The sequence below is a fragment of the Bacillus cytotoxicus NVH 391-98 genome (genome assembly GCF_000017425.1).
Lineage (GTDB): Bacteria > Bacillota > Bacilli > Bacillales > Bacillaceae_G > Bacillus_A > Bacillus_A cytotoxicus.
This window is the reverse complement of the sequence record NC_009674.1, coordinates 1,140,768-1,156,402: the sequence shown is the minus strand read 5'-3', so window position 1 is coordinate 1,156,402 and position 15,635 is coordinate 1,140,768. Positions and strand designations below refer to the sequence as shown.

Sequence of the window (15,635 nt, the reverse complement as noted above, 5' to 3'; positions counted from 1 at the left end):
GTATGGATGTATCATTACTTTTGGAGTACAGCTGGGTATTACTTATTTTAATTGCATTAGAAGGGATTTTAGCAGCAGATAATGCACTTGTTCTTGCCATTATGGTAAAACATTTACCCGAAGAAAAACGAAAAAAAGCATTATTTTATGGATTAGCTGGTGCTTTCATATTTCGCTTTGGATCACTGTTTATCATTTCTTTCTTAGTTGATGTATGGCAAGTGCAGGCGCTAGGTGCCATTTATTTAATGTTTATTGCAGGTAACCATTTGTTCAAAACTTATATGAGAAAGCATACAAATGAAGAAACGAAGAAAAAAGATGCAAACATAAAGAAAAAACAAGAAAACTTTTGGTGGACGGTATTTAAAGTCGAAGTTGCTGATATCGCATTTGCAGTTGATTCTATTTTAGCTGCTGTTGCATTGGCAATGACTTTACCAAAAACAGGATTAGGTACAATCGGTAGCCTCGATACTGGTCAATTCCTTGTTATTTTTGCCGGCGGTATAATTGGTCTAATCATTATGCGATTTGCTGCTTCTGCTTTCGTACACTTATTAAAACGGAAGCCAGGACTAGAAACAGCTGCCTTCTTGATTGTTGGTTGGGTTGGGGTAAAACTTGCTGTTTACACCTTAGCACACCCAACTTTAGGGATTCTCCCTCATTCATTCCCTGAATCTGCTCCATGGAAAATTGGATTCTGGATTGTACTAGTTGGAATTGCAGCTGGTGGTTGGTTCTTCTCCAAAGATACAAAAACAAACACTATACAAAAGAATTTTGATGAAAAAGCGTTGTAATCACAGCGCTTTTTTCATTTATTATACAAGCTTACCCTTCCTACTTTCTCACATAAAGCGCAACTGGAATCAATGGCAATTGTCTCCTATCCTCAACTGACTATGAGCCCTCACTATTCATCTGAATGTCCGCAAATAGCGAATAAATTACATATTAATCCTTATACTCTTTGTTTTAATATGTGTCCCTTTTGTGAAACGTTTCACAATTTTGTTGAAAATGGAATCGAATCCATGTACTTTATTCATATAAAGAGTATTTACACAAAGGAGCGCAATTATTATGCTAGAACACGGATTGACTTACGTTGTAAAACTTGCTCAGAAAAAAAAAGAAATGCTAGACACAAATTTAATGCAATACTTCATTCGCGCTGCACTTGCTGGCGTTTATATCGGCTTTATTATTGTACTATGTTTTAAATTAGGTAATTTCTTCAGTATAGAAAATTCTCCGGCAACTTATTTAGCTGCTTCTATGTTTTTCGGTATTGCACTCGTATTAATCATATACGGTGGCGCTGAATTATTTACAGGAAATACAATGTATTTTACAGTCTCCACTTTAAGAAACAAAACAACTATTTCCGATACATTTCGTAACTGGATTACTTGTTATGCAGGCAATTTAGCAGGGGCATTATTTTTTGCATTATTATTTTATGCAACTGGAATTTTTGAAACAATCGATCATGAACATTTGATGAATAAAGTTGTGGAAATCAAAATGGGAACACCTACCATTCAGCTTTTCTTTAAAGGTATTTTATGTAATTGGCTTGTCTGTTTAGCTTGTTTTCTTCCGTCTCAAGTGAAAGGTGATACAGCCAAAATTCTTGTTATGATGTTCCTTGTTTTTACTTTTTTCCTATCCGGTTATGAGCATAGCATTGCAAACTTATCATTATTTGCATTATCTTTACTATCACCACACTCTGATACAATTAGTTTTGCTGGTGCCATTCACAATTTAATTCCCGTAACACTCGGGAACATCATTGGCGGATCCGTCTTTGTAGGTATGGTATATCATTATTTAACGAGCGGAACAAAAAAAGCTGGTAAAGTTGCTCCTCAAGAGGAAATCATTCCTTTACAAGCTCATATGAAACATTAATGAAAGGGCTGTCCCAAAAGCTCCTTTCAATGACTAACCCCCCACAGAGAAAATGTACTTTCTCTGTGGGGGGTTGTTATTTTTTTGATTTCCTTCCTCAAACAAGCTGTTTTTTCGCCTGTTTGAGGAAGTTGTAGCCTATGGCAATCAGTCCGTACTAATGCCTAGTCTTGCCTCTGAAACCAAGTCCTAAATATTTAAAATAAAAGCCGATGATCCCCTAACGTACAGGAAATCGGCTTTTTCTATGTAAAAAATTGCTTAGGATACGAAATTCGCGTTTTGTTGATACTCCCCCATGCCCATCAAGTTAAAATCTCATATTACCCCCAGAACGAAAATTTTGTGCATTTTGCTCGTATTTATTGTTTTGGGGAAATTCATATTTTTAGCTTGATGGCGATGTAGTGGCCTCCTATGTCAAAGCATCTTTTATTTATTTTTATAAATATCTATGTATTTCATTATGAAGTGTTTTCACACGCTCTTTATAGAATATGCCTTTTTCCTCTATTTTCAGTTGCGCTATAAACAGATTTGCAAGCATTACCGCTGTATCAAGCTGATAAAATAAGCTGACAATACGAGGCATAGATTCAAAGATATCTTTATTCTTATATCCATCTTTAAATTCATACCAATCAATTTCATTAGTTTCAGCTATCCTCATAAGTTCTAGCAGCGGGTGACCAATTAGAGCATTATCCCAATCAATCAACGCCTTAACTTCTCCGTTATATCCAATTAGATTTGCTGGTCGAATGTCCATATGTAATAATTTCTTTACATGATCTGCTTGTTTAAGAATCTCTTCGATTATCGATATATCAGGAAATTCAATATCGCAATGTGTAATTTTATTAAATCCTTCTACTCTTTTTACGAGACGTTCAGCTATATACTTACTAGATGGTTTCCTAGTCCTATGTTGGTAATTTAAATCTTCAATTGGCATATTATGGAGATTATTAACTACTTCTCCTATTTTGTACGCAGAAATTTGAATATGATCAGTAGCCAGGTAATCTGAAATTAAAAAATCAAGTTCTGTAGAAAGGTGCAGTCCGTGAACCTTTGGCACTGGAATGTCTTTAGAATTACAAAACTTAGAAAGCTCCGCTTCCTTTTGCAATGAGATTCGACTATTAAACAACCCTTCATTTATATTTTTCACTTCACGTTCCCAAGGTACTCGAAATGCTAAAGGTCCTTTTTCCGAATCCCCTCGGAACACAATATTTTGTACTCCATTTCCTATTACTTTTAACTCCTGAACAGCCAATTCTTTATATTCTCGATTCAATATAGTTTTTAATTTCGCCCTTAATTCTTCTGTTTTCGAACGTATATTAACCATTTTACCCCTCGATTCGCAAGTTATTTACAACCCGTAATAGCATCTCTGAATAATCTTCCAGATGTATTTCCCTTCATTTTAATACATGTGTTTTTTTATATTTCCAATCGTAATAAAGCTAGCCAATATTAAGATAGAAAATAAAAGTAAAATATTATTCACTCCCATATGAGTTATTAAAATACCAGTCGACAGAGCAGAAGATATCTTAACAAATGATGCTAGAATTGTTCTTAAGCCTATTACTCTACCAATATATTCTGTTGTAGTATTTAACTGTATTAACGTTTGCACGATAATCAAATGCGACATGGTAAATAGCCCCATTATAAATATACAAATAACGGCCGTTGTTTTATAGTCATTCAAATATAATAAAAAAGAAGAGGTTGCCATACCCATCATCGTAATAAAAATAACTTTATGTTTAAACTTTTTTTAAAAAATAGATAGCAATCAAGCCTGCTATAATTCCTCCTACTGAAAATGCTATCTCAAATATTGAGTAAAGCCCGCTACCTCCTTCAAACTGTTCTGCAAGAGGTAATAATAAAGTTGTTGTCATTTGTATGCTAATGCTATTCAAAATGGATAAAAACAGTAAGTACTTCATTCCTTCTGTTTGATTAATAAAACGCCATCCCGATATTAATTCTGCAAGGTAGGATATTCTTGTATTTTTTACTTTTTTAGGGTTCATTCTTTTTATAGAAGAAAAGAAAATGGCCGCAACTAAAAATGTTACAGAATTAATAAAGAAACTAGTGGCTAAAGAAAATTTAACTAGAAATAACCCAGATATACCAGTTCCCACTAGTAATGCTGCTTCATTTAATGAAGATGCTTTTGATATAACAAATGGTATATCATGATTACAGAATGCTTCCTTAATAAATGCAGAAGATGCAGGTTTGTAAACAGTGTAGCAAACTGCTAATAAGAATTGCATAATGTAAAAAATAAATACTGATTCAAATTTTATGAAAATAAGTATTGCCATGATTAAAACAAGTACAAATCGAATACTATCTGTTAGAACAACAATATTTTTAGAATCATGATGATCTACATAAACAGACACAAAAGGTGTTAAAATGATACTTGGTATATAATAAATTGCAATCATTAATCCGATAGAAGTTGCTTGTCCTGTTAAATGAAAAATATACCATAGCAAGGCAATTTGTTGAATTCCATCCCCAAATCCGGTAATGCTAATCCCTAATAAATATTTCAATTTATTATTCATAAAATTATCCCTTATATAATTGTTATCTTCATTTTAGGTGCATCACTTCAATAGAGTAAATTACAATTTATTTATCTATATTTATAATTTATTCTTATAAGGTATCTCACCACTTGCCCGTCAAGCGAAGTTAAAATCATATCCTCAAAATAGAAAAACGCTATGCTTATCGTAAGAAGTTTATGAGAAAGGATGGTGTTTTTAATGAATCCTATTATTTCAAATGAGCTGAATCTTTTCGCACAAGAGCTACAATACTTTTTATCTCCAGTAGTCCTACAAGATATCGCCAAACAAGTTGGCTTTGTACAGCGATCTAGTAAGTATCAAGCGAACGAACTCATTGCCCTTTGCGTATGGCTCAGTCAAGAAGTCGCCAGCGCATCACTTACACATTTGTGCAGTCAGTTAGAAGCTTCAACTGGAGTACTGATGAGCTCAGAAGGATTGAATCAACGCTTTAATCCAGCAGCTGTCGCATTTCTTCGAGAAGTCTTTACTTCTCTTCTCAAACAAAAACTCTGTTCAAATCACTCACTTTCTGCACACATGATCTCTACTTTCAATCGTATCCGTATTTTAGATGCAACAGTGTTTCAACTGCCTGACCATTTCGCCACTGACTATCAAGGTTCAGGTGGAAGTAGTAATACGGCAGGCGTGAAAATCCAATTGGAATATGATTTACTTAGTGGTCAATTTCTTAACGTGCAGCTTGGGCCAGGAAAGAATAATGATAAAACATACGGTACCATCTGCCTTGAAACCGTAGGGGCGGGCGATTTGTGTTTACGTGATCTTGGTTACTTCGATTTAGGAGACTTACAAACTATTCATGATAAAGAGGCTTACTATATCTCGCGGTTGAAGCTGAATACACGCATTTATATCAAGAATCCTGAGCCAGAATACTTCAACAACGGCACGTTAAAAAAGCAAACAGAATACATACAGCTTGATATGACACAAATAATGTCGAGCCTAATCCCTGGTGAAACAATAGAAATTTCCGAGGCATACATTGGACAAAATCAGAAGCTTCCAGCACGTGTCATTATCCATCGTTTAACCGATGATGAAACGCAAACACGCCTGAAAAACCAAGCGATACGTGAAAAGAAAAAAGGCATTGTCATGAAGGATAAAAGTAAACGTTTAATGGGTATGAATGTATATATCACGAACACGTCTCTAGAAGGAGTACCAATGAACTACGTGCACTCACTGTATTCACTTCGTTGGCAGATTGAAATTTTGTTTAAAACGTGGAAGTCATTTTTTGAAATTGATGAATGTAAAAATATTAAAAGAGAACGCCTAGAGTGCCATTTATATGGACAACTCATCGGCATTCTCCTCTGTTCTTCTACGATGTTTCAAATGCGACAGTTTCTGCTTGAAAAAACAAAGCAGGAGCTGAGTGAATACAAAGCGATTTATATGATTAAAGATTACTTTCCGTTACTGTTTCAAGCGATAGCCGGTGGCACAGAAGAACTTTTGAAAATTTTGCATCGTCTTTATCTACTGCTCAAAAAGAACGGTCGTAAATGTCATCGGTATAAGAAAATGACCGTCTTTGATATTCTAGGGATTGTGTATAAAACGACGGTGAAGCATAGACAAGCTGCCTAGCGAAAAAATCAGATTTTAATAGGCTTCTTTAGTATGCCTACTTTTCTATCAATTATTAGTTTTGAACCAAGGATCGTTCCATATCTAGTAAGTTACTTGGTTAGCTTGATGGGCATGTGATACTCCCCCACTTTCATACTATTTTATTGCGATCGTTTTTTGATCTCCGTCAATAACAGTTAATATATTTTGTTTAATCGTTATTAAAACTTCTATACTACGTAAAAAAAATTCATTCTCATTAATTGCATGTAATTCCATTGGCATTGTATTTGGTAAATATATATAAGCGATTATTGGGTTGTAATACCACCTCAATCGCATATTCAGGATTCTCTTGTAAATAGTATTTTCCCACATATCCTTCCAATAATTCAGTTGATAAATGTATAGCTTTCAGTTGCTTAGGTTTTTTTGGTAAGATTAATTCATTTGTTTTTAGTGCCTTTTCAATCGCTTGTTCGTAGGTTAATCCTTGCTCTTTACTACGTAAAAAGACAAAGATTGTTTTAGATTGAAGAAAAATTTTAAAGGTGGCTGCATAGCCTGGCCAACCACCAGTATGGGACACGCATGTTCCCAGTTGTTCATCTTCATATATCATCCATCCCATACCGTAAGGAAAAGATTGTTCTGCCGAAAGAGTTGATGGAGTAAAAGCTTGTTCAAGCAATTCTTTATTCCAAAGTTGCGCACAAATGACAGCACGCCCTAATTTCCATAAGTCCTCCACCGTTGAATAAATTCCTCCATCACCGGTAATATAATCTAAATAAACAGTATCCCTAGTTTCTTCAAATTCAACAGGCCTAATATGTTTGCCACTATAAACATCATATACATATACTTGTGCAATTTCACAAGGATATTCCTCTATAAAAGTAGTTGAAGTTACTGTTGTATGTTTCATATTTAATGGATTAAAGATCGCTTCAGTCATATACGTAGAAAAACTCTTATTCGTAACACGCTCAATCAACAGGGATAATAATACATACCCTGTATTGCTATATACCATTTGTTCACCTGCTTCAAAGAGCCGAGGTGGTGCATATTGAGTTAAGAGTTGTAGCACATCTTCATTTGAAGCAAATGTTGATTCGTTCCAATGATCAGCAAACAATTCTATATAATCAGGTAAACCTGATGTGTGTTGTAAAAGGTGGCGTACAGTAATATTATCATAAGGTAAATTTGCAAACCATTTGTTAATATCATCATCTAATTTGATTTTATTTTCTTGCACTAATAGTAAAATACCTAATGCTGTTAGGGGTTTTGATACAGAAGCTAAGTTAAAACGTTGCTTGAGTTTCATTGGAGCATGTGTTTGAATAGAAGCTTCTCCATAGGCACCTTGTAATAGAATTTTTTATCTTGTGCAAGCAATATCGTGCCATTAAACGTATTTTCAATCTGTTTTTTCCCCTTATTCCAATCCATCATAGTCAATTTCCTCCTCAGAAATTCATTGTAAGCGCAAAAAATTGAGATACATGGTCGATTTGTGAAATTTTTTATAAATTGACGTGTTCTAGTTTAACTTATGGCCTCACTCACTAGCATTCTCCAAATAATTCGGTACAAATTTACGCTTATACAATTCATTCTACAGTAAAAAATATGCAACTAACTGAAATAATATTTTGTAGATGTTAGTAACGGTGGTAAACTCCCTTATAACAACAGTTCCAAATTCCCCGAAAATAACAGCCAATAGTTTCAAAACGATAATGATGGAGTAGAGAAGCTATGGTCAAGATTGGGGAATTTTGCAGGATAAAGATTCCGTTCCAAATAACTGGAATCTTTAATTTTCTTCTTGTATATTTAAATTTAGAGGGAATAACCGATAGAATATTCAAAATTTTCAAGAAAGAAGGGTTCAATATGCCATATTGCAAAGTTAAACAAGCCGACATTTACTATGAAGATATAGGGAAAGGAAAACCAATTTTAATGGTACATGGCTATGCACCTGATCATCGATTAATGAGTGGTTGTATGGAACCTATATTTACTAAAAGAGATGGATGGCGACGTATTTATATCGATCTACCTGGAATGGGAGTAACAAAAAACTATGACGAAATAAGTTGCTCTGATGAAATGTTGAATGCTGTTTTAGATTTTATTCAAGCCGTTCTCCATGATCAAGAATACATAATTGCTGGTGAATCTTACGGCGGCTATATAGCTAGAGGACTTATCGAAAAACAAAAAGAACGAATACTCGGAGCAGCATTTATATGTCCTGTTATTATCCCTCTGAACGAAAATAGAGCCGTTGAGAAACATAGAGTCTTGAAAACAGATGCTAAATTTATTGAAAGTTTATCGAAAGAGGAATTAGAACATTTCAAAAGCAATCAAGTTGTACTTGATGAGTATAATTGGTTGCGTTACAAAAATGAAATTGTTGCAGGCTGTAAAATTGCAGATGAAAAGTTTTTAAATAGAGTTAGGAATAAATATGAGTTTTCATTTAAAGTTGATCAATCTAATTTTGATAAGCCCAGTATATTTCTTTTAGGAAGACAAGACGCTTCTGTTGGATATAAAGATGCCCTTAACATTTTACATAAATATCCAAGAGGAACATTTGCCGTATTGGATACAGCTGGACATAATTTACAAATAGAGCAACCACAACTTTTTAACACTCTAGTAAATGAATGGCTGGACAGAATTGAAGAAGTTTATCATTAATATTCTTTTATTTTAAAAACTTTTTCATTGAGTTCTTGATAATAAAAGAAAGTATTCATTTCATCCCAATTTCTTATTTATATTAGAGGGCTCGCCCCGTTGCCATCAACTTAAGAAATTAATTATTCCCAAAAATGAACTTCATTTTTAAACTAGAAAAATATGATTGTATAGGTTTCAGTTCAGGTAATTCTCGCAATGGTTCGTATTCTCGTACATGACACACCGAGTATGGAGAGTTACACTTACAAATACCGCGTGATCTAACGGCGAATTTAAGCAACAGACAGTGGCACCATATCAGCGCTCAAATGATACGCGAAACGCGACTGTGATTCATCTCTTTCCAAAAGGAATTACAAGGACAGAAATTGCACGTTTAATCGAGAAAATGTTACACGCCTCAAAGAAATCTGTTTCTGAACAAGTTAAAGCGTTTCATCAACGACCTTTACATACTCGCTATATATGTGTGTATGTAGATACAACCTATATCGCTGTTGGTATTTGTGAAGATAAATCAAAAGAAGTGCTTGCGTACACGATTGCGCCAACTGAATCAGCGTATAACTGGCAAGAGCTTTTAGAAGAACTCAAAGATCGTGGTGTAAAGGATATCCTTCTGTTTATTTCAGATGGCTTCAAAGACATGGTAGATGCCATCTCAAACGTATTTTCAAGAGCCAAATATCAATCTTGTTTAGTCCATATAGCCCGCAATTTATCACACAAAATTCGTAAGGCGCGTGCTGCATCGTTAACGATGTTGGAAGAATTTGAAGAGGAAGGACACAGCATCGTGAAATTTTATTTATTGGCAGGGCTAGCCCTGCCAATAAATAAAATCGATCCTTCGAGCAAAGCTTATATTTATACTAAAAGTGACGTTCTATCCGAAAAGGTTGAAAATGCATTTACACAAAAATATTGACGCTCCCAGTGGGAGATCGGGCGCATATAAAACTTCAACATTATTAATACGTTTTCTTTTAAAATATAAATAGTTAAACATATGAAAAAACTTCGATTGTTATATCATCCCTTATTTCTTAAATACAGGTGCTATTTTATCAATGCGGTTTGTCCAAATTCCACCTGTATAATCGTCAGGAAGACGTTTTATATCTTCAGATGAGTCAAATCCACTTGAAAATCCAAATCCATTTCCTCCTACAACGATAACTCGAGTACCCGCTTTATCCATTCGATTAAGAAAACGATTTGGCCATCCCCAAAGCCAAGGAGCTACTTTGTCTGGTATATGTAATTCTCCATGCTTCAGGCTTGAAGGTATGTAGCCAGTCCACCCTAATGCAATATAAGTAAGAAGATCCTTTTTCATGGTTGCTTTTGACATTGTTCGTAAACTAGGGATACGCTCTTTTATCGCAGCAATTGGTTTATCACCGCCATATACAGTTAGTTGATCAAGGCGTTTCGCTGGTAGTTTCTTGAGGTAAGCCGCCAATTGGTTTCCTTCATTTTCATCATCACTTTTAATATGAATAAGAAAAGAACGATCTGGAAAATGGTGAAGTACTTCATCAAGTGTTGGCATAAGATTAATCCCTTTACCACGAAACGGGAATGTTTTACCCCCATCAGCTGTATAACCGTAACCAATATCAAGTGCTTGTAATTCTTTTGTTGTAAAATCTCTTGTAACACCTTTACCATTAGTACGGCAATCAAGAGTCCAGTCATGAAAAATAACAAAATTATTATCTTTAGTTGGTTGAACATCAAACTCTACTAGATCAGCTCCAGCTTTAAATGCCGCTTCCATAGATGGAATTGTATTTTCTAAATAAGGATGTTCAGGTTTATCTATACGTTCTGCTGTACATGTATCATCCTCAATCCCTTCCATGCTAAATGTTTGCGAAAGTCCTCGGTGAGCAAGAAGAAGAGGAGTCCCCTCGGCCCTCTTAGCCAAAAGAGAACTGTTATTTACATAAACAAATACAAATAGGATAAGAATTATCCAAGTCGTTTTACGTTTCAGTAACCGTTTTATTTTATTCATTGTATTCTCCTCTTAAATACTAGTTAAAATCCTTTAAACAATGTTCGTCATTTAAATACTGGTAAATGTTACAACCAATCATATTTTATTGCAATGGATATGATTGGTTATTAAAGAATTGATATGCAATTCAGCAATGTGCCCCCGCCTTATTCCAAAAATTTTATAGCGACATAACAGATTGTCCCAAGTGCAATAAAAGGGCCAAACGGCAAGGGATCTCTTATATTCATTCGCTTAAATAGGAAACAAATTCCTAAAAAGCAAAGACTGGAGCAAGAAGCAATACAAAGCGTAATCAAAATCCCTTTTATTCCTAGTACAAATCCAAGTAGAGATAACAATTTCACATCGCCACCTCCAAGACCATTTGGATATATCATTCGGAGTATATACAATACGCAAAATATAATTCCTCCACCAAGCACACTATCCAACCAAAAAATAAACGGGCTTATCATATATTCGATAAGAAAAATACAACTAAAACTAAGTAATACAGCATTGGGAATCATCATATAAAAAAGATCCGTAAGCGTAATCATAACAAGTAAAGAAAAAAGTGTACAAATGACAATCAATTCTTGCTCCACTCCCACCATGCATACTGAAATAAGAAATAAACTTCCCGTTATCAATTCAACTATCGGATAAGTATAAGGTATTTTCCTTTTACAATGTTTACAACGACCGCTTTGCATACAAAAAGACAAAATGGGAATCAGTTCTTTAGGCTGCAATCTATGCTGACAATGAGGACAATATGAGCGCGGAGTAATGATAGATTCTCCCCTTGGTACACGAAGAGCCACCACAAGGTAAAAGGATCCGAACACGATTCCTGTTACAAATGCATATATATATAACAGCACTACTTCCTCCCCCTTTCTCCCCAAAATATATCAAAGAGAGTGCGATCTTGCTAATTACTGTTTTCTTAAGTCCACTAAAAAAAGCAGGCTATTTCTCGCCTGCTTTTCTCCATTTTATACTACAAAATAGTATGCTTTTAATGGTCCATGTACACCAACAACAAGATTCATCTCAATATCAGCTGAGTTACTTGGACCTGTAATAAAGTTAATACAAGATGCTACCGCTTCTCCCTTTTCAACACGTGCATTCATATCACGAACTGCTTGTGTAATACGAGGTACAATTGTTTCACGCGGAATAATCGAAAAGTATACAGTTGGTAAGAAATGCAAAGAACGACCTTGTCCTTTACGACTTTGGACAACGATAGTACCCGATTCTGCTAATGTATAATCACTGAATGCAATTCCAATGTTTGCTTTTTCAGCGAAACGAATATTTTCGTCCTTTTCTTCAGGATCCCAAATATTCACCTCAACATTTTGGCTTGGAAGCTCTTCTCTAAAGAAAGATGTTAAACCATACTTTTCAAAACGTTCATCATCAGATACTAAAATAGGTCCTCCACCATTTTCAGCAATCATTTGTTGAATCGCGTCTTTTAACTCATCTTTTGTTGTTTCAATTACAGTTGTATGAATGTTTTCACATTGTTTTTTAAATACTTCTAATAATTCTTCCTCTGAACAATCTTTTAATGTTTCAAGATTCACATTGTTTTTCCATACTGGGCGCTGCACTCCTTCTGTCTTGCGTGCACGTCCAAGTTCTTTTGCAATGTTATCTAAAAAAGAATCACGATTTTGAATTGTTCCTGCCATTACTTGTCCCCGCCTTTCTTATGCTCTTTATACCAATCGCGGAATCTTTCTTTACTTGGAGCTGGGAACTCACGAATTTCTGTCCAATTTTTCAGTGGCCCTACTCCTTTTGTAACACGATTACCGGATGTAAATGGGCTTAGTGCAACTGGTGCCATTTTTGATCCTATTTTGTATAAAGCGGCTGAAGAAGCACCCATACTAAACATCTTCATTGCTAATTTTTCTGCAAGTGGGGCACGTCCTTCTTTCTCAACAATAACTTGACGATGTTTCAACAGTAAATCATGCAATGGAATTTTTACTGGACATGCTTCTGTACAAGCTCCGCACAGACTAGATGCATATGGAAGTTCTTTATAATCGTCATATCCACCTAAAAGTGGGGATAAAACAGCTCCAATTGGGCCTGGATAAATAGAACCGTAAGAATGTCCACCAACGTGACGATATACAGGGCACACATTAATACATGCTGCACAACGAATACATTGCAGTACTTGGCGGAATTCAGATCCTAAAATTTCAGAACGTCCATTATCTACAATTACTAAATGGAATTCTTCAGGTCCATCTATTTCTTCTTCTTGAATTGGACCAGCTACTGTTACATAACTCGTTAGTTTTTGTCCTACTGCACTGCGGCATAGTAAACCAACTAAAACATCGAGCTCTTCCATAGTTGGAACCATACGCTCCATACCCATTACCGCAATTTGTGTTTTCGGAATAGACATAACAAGGTCTGCGTTCCCCTCATTTGTTACTAGGCAGAGAGAACCTGTATTTGCAACCGCAAAGTTACAACCTGTTATCCCAATTTCAGCATCCATAAATTTTTTACGAAGATGCTTACGAACAAATTTTGTCATTTCATATGGATCATCAGAGTTTTCATATCCTAATTTTTCTTTAAAAACATCACGAATTTGTGTTTTATTTTTATGAAGTGCTGGTGCAACAATGTGAGATGGTGGATCATTGTCCACTTGTAAAATATATTCTCCTAGGTCACTCTCAACAACTTCGCAACCGATTTCTTCAAGCGCGTGGTTCATGCTAATTTCTTCGGTTACCATTGATTTTGATTTCACAACTTTTTTTGCATTTTTCTTTTTCGCTACTTCTTGAATATAGTTAGCTGCTTCTTCTTTTGTTTTCGCAAAGAAAACATTTCCACCTCGTTTTGATACATTTTCACTCAGTTGCATCAAGTAATAATCAAGATTTTCTAAAGTATGTTGGCGAATTTGTTCACCAAGCTCACGCCACTCTTCCCAATTTCCTAATTCATCTGCTGCTTTTAGACGATTCGTATATAAACGCGTCTGCGCAGAAGTTACTGCACCGCGCATAAATGAATCTTGAATTCCATCACCAACGCGATCATTAAATTTTTTTTCACTGATTTTCATAGACATAGCTTATGTTCCCCCTTTATGAACGACTATTCAATACCTCAGCAATATGCATGACTCTTACTTTTTTCCCCAAACGCTCGATACGTCCGCCAATGTTTAACAAGCACCCACAATCTGCACCAATTAAGTAATCTGCGCCTGTTTCCATCACGCTATCTACTTTCTCATCTACCATTTGCTCAGAAATTGGTGTCATCTTAACTGAGAACGTTCCGCCAAAACCACAACAATTTTGCACGTTAGGCAGTTCTTTTACAGTTAATCCCTTTACATTAGATAATAGAATTCCTGGTGCTTCTTTTACTCCAAGCATACGTGTCATATGACAAGATTTATGCATGGTTGCTGTTCCTTTTAAACTCGCTCCAACATCTGTAACTTTTAACACATCTACAATAAATTGTGTTAATTCATATGTTTTGTCTGCTACTTTTTGTGCACGTGCTGCCCACTTTGGATCGTCTTTAAAAACGTGTGGATACTCGTGAAACATTGTCGCACAAGATCCAGAAGGTGTAACAATATATTCTGCATCTTCGAAAGTTTCAATCATATGCTTCATCGCTTCTTTTGCTGATTCTACATGCCCGCTATTATAAGCTGGTTGCCCACAACAAACTTGCGCTTCCGGGAATTCGATTTCACAACCTAAACGCTCCAACACTTCGACTGTTGCTTTACCGACATTTGTTTCAAACATATCGACTAAACAAGTAACAAATAAAGTAACTTTCATAATTTAAATTCCCCCTCATTACAATCTAGCTCACAATCATATGGTCATCAGATGACCAAAAAGAAGAAGTAGGCTCAACCAACGCCCAAATCTCCTTTTCTAAAAACACGCTCAGTTAATCTTTCTCTAACAGTAAATGTTTGAATGACCAAATCACGAATTTATATCTTTTTACCTGTGACAATATGCTCTACATTCGTTAAATGATTTAGCATTGCTTGTTGTGCAGAGTCTATATCCTGCCCCAATACTGCCTCATAAATTGCTTGATGCTCTTCTAAAAGTCGTTCTGCTGTCGTTTGTTCACCATATAAAATAATGCGCCTTGACTCACCAATCGTTTCAGCAATCATTTCTGAAACATGATTCATAAGCTCAAGTAAAATCTTATTATGTGAAGCTTCTGCAATTGCCATATGAAAATGAAAATCTGCTTTTTCGCCAGCTTTTTCATCTCCAATACCTTTTTCCATCTCATCTAACCAATGCCTCATATTTTGCAAGTTATCTTCCGTGCGCTTTGCTGCTGCTGCTCGAACTGCCCCCACTTCAAGCACTTTTCGCACTTCTAATAAATTCAAAATGTCTTCCTTCTTCATTAGTAACGTATGATTTAACGACTTTGTCAATGACGAAGAATCAAAGTTCTTCACATATGTTCCTTCTCCTTGTTTCATTTCAATTAGGCCCATCGCTCTAAGCGCGCTTAACGCTTCACGAACCGCAGATCTGCCCACTTGAAACTGCTCCGCTAATTGATGTACAGGAAGAAGTTTGTCTCCAGGTTTTAATGTACCATTTTTAATCATTGTTAAAATGGCTTCAGATACCTCTTCGTAAATTTTTTTTGGTTTAATAGATTTGTATTCCAGTTAAATCACC

13 protein-coding genes and 2 pseudogenes are annotated in these 15,635 nt (G+C 35.4%); 5 read left to right on the top strand and 10 right to left on the bottom strand.

Annotation, left to right across the window (positions count from 1 at the left end; genetic code table 11):
- The first annotated feature begins 2 nt into the window (after nt 1–2).
- A complete protein-coding gene (locus BCER98_RS05630; RefSeq protein ID WP_011984115.1) occupies nt 3–806 on the top strand; it encodes a TerC family protein in 804 nt (267 codons plus the stop codon).
- A 283-nt stretch (nt 807–1,089) separates the two neighbouring features.
- Complete coding sequence (locus BCER98_RS05625) at nt 1,090–1,923, top strand: formate/nitrite transporter family protein (RefSeq protein WP_011984114.1); 834 nt, start codon at nt 1,090–1,092, stop codon at nt 1,921–1,923.
- A 442-nt stretch (nt 1,924–2,365) separates the two neighbouring features.
- Here BCER98_RS05625 and BCER98_RS05620 read toward each other — a convergent pair whose 3' ends face one another.
- Together BCER98_RS05620 and BCER98_RS05615 are read right to left on the bottom strand one after the other, a co-directional pair.
- Nucleotides 2,366–3,280, bottom strand: coding sequence for a phosphotransferase family protein (locus BCER98_RS05620; protein WP_011984113.1), 915 nt, complete (start codon nt 3,278–3,280; stop codon nt 2,366–2,368).
- Nucleotides 3,281–3,707: 427 nt separating this feature from the next.
- Nucleotides 3,708–4,529 carry an MFS transporter gene (locus BCER98_RS05615; RefSeq protein WP_011984112.1) on the bottom strand — a complete coding sequence of 274 codons (822 nt, stop codon included), beginning with the start codon at nt 4,527–4,529 and terminating at the stop codon, nt 3,708–3,710.
- Between the two features lie 204 nt (nt 4,530–4,733).
- On the opposite strand from BCER98_RS05615, the gene BCER98_RS05610 reads away from it, so the two are divergent.
- Entirely contained in the window at nt 4,734–6,164 is a 1,431-nt protein-coding gene (locus tag BCER98_RS05610; protein WP_011984111.1) for an IS4 family transposase, read from the top strand.
- A 241-nt stretch (nt 6,165–6,405) separates the two neighbouring features.
- Here the strand turns inward: BCER98_RS05610 and BCER98_RS05605 are convergent, their stop codons facing one another.
- Both BCER98_RS05605 and BCER98_RS23345 read right to left on the bottom strand, forming a co-directional pair.
- The gene (locus BCER98_RS05605; RefSeq protein ID WP_011984110.1) at nt 6,406–7,482 is read right to left on the bottom strand and encodes a serine hydrolase domain-containing protein; all 1,077 of its coding nucleotides are present in this window, start codon (nt 7,480–7,482) and stop codon (nt 6,406–6,408) included.
- Nucleotides 7,479–7,610 (bottom strand): hypothetical protein, encoded by a 132-nt coding sequence (locus tag BCER98_RS23345; RefSeq protein WP_269147652.1) that lies wholly within the window; start codon nt 7,608–7,610, stop codon nt 7,479–7,481. The genes BCER98_RS05605 and BCER98_RS23345 overlap by 4 nt, the downstream gene beginning before the upstream one ends.
- 444 nt (nt 7,611–8,054) lie before the next feature.
- On the opposite strand from BCER98_RS23345, the gene BCER98_RS05600 reads away from it, so the two are divergent.
- Nucleotides 8,055–8,873, top strand: a complete 819-nt coding sequence (locus tag BCER98_RS05600; RefSeq protein WP_011984109.1) for an alpha/beta fold hydrolase — start codon at nt 8,055–8,057, stop codon at nt 8,871–8,873.
- Nucleotides 8,874–9,028: 155 nt separating this feature from the next.
- Nucleotides 9,029–9,612, top strand: a pseudogene (locus BCER98_RS05595) (IS256 family transposase); the annotation flags it as partial.
- Nucleotides 9,613–9,915: 303 nt separating this feature from the next.
- Here BCER98_RS05595 and BCER98_RS05590 read toward each other — a convergent pair.
- From BCER98_RS05590 to BCER98_RS05565, 6 genes and pseudogenes are all read right to left on the bottom strand, one after another.
- On the bottom strand, nt 9,916–10,899 hold the full coding sequence (locus BCER98_RS05590) for a glycerophosphodiester phosphodiesterase family protein (RefSeq protein WP_011984107.1): 984 nt from the start codon (nt 10,897–10,899) through the stop codon (nt 9,916–9,918).
- 149 nt (nt 10,900–11,048) lie between these two features.
- Nucleotides 11,049–11,771 (bottom strand): prepilin peptidase, encoded by a 723-nt coding sequence (locus tag BCER98_RS05585; protein WP_011984106.1) that lies wholly within the window; start codon nt 11,769–11,771, stop codon nt 11,049–11,051.
- Nucleotides 11,772–11,885: 114 nt separating this feature from the next.
- The gene (locus tag BCER98_RS05580; protein ID WP_011984105.1) at nt 11,886–12,596 is read right to left on the bottom strand and encodes a LutC/YkgG family protein; all 711 of its coding nucleotides are present in this window, start codon (nt 12,594–12,596) and stop codon (nt 11,886–11,888) included.
- Nucleotides 12,596–14,017: a LutB/LldF family L-lactate oxidation iron-sulfur protein gene (locus tag BCER98_RS05575; protein ID WP_011984104.1), complete on the bottom strand. Its 1,422-nt coding sequence runs from the start codon at nt 14,015–14,017 to the stop codon at nt 12,596–12,598. Before BCER98_RS05575 ends, BCER98_RS05580 begins: the two co-directional genes overlap by 1 nt.
- Nucleotides 14,018–14,033: 16 nt before the next feature.
- Nucleotides 14,034–14,753 (bottom strand): (Fe-S)-binding protein, encoded by a 720-nt coding sequence (locus BCER98_RS05570; protein ID WP_011984103.1) that lies wholly within the window; start codon nt 14,751–14,753, stop codon nt 14,034–14,036.
- Nucleotides 14,754–14,906: 153 nt separating this feature from the next.
- A pseudogene (locus tag BCER98_RS05565) lies at nt 14,907–15,562 on the bottom strand (FadR/GntR family transcriptional regulator).
- Nucleotides 15,563–15,635 lie beyond the last annotated feature (73 nt).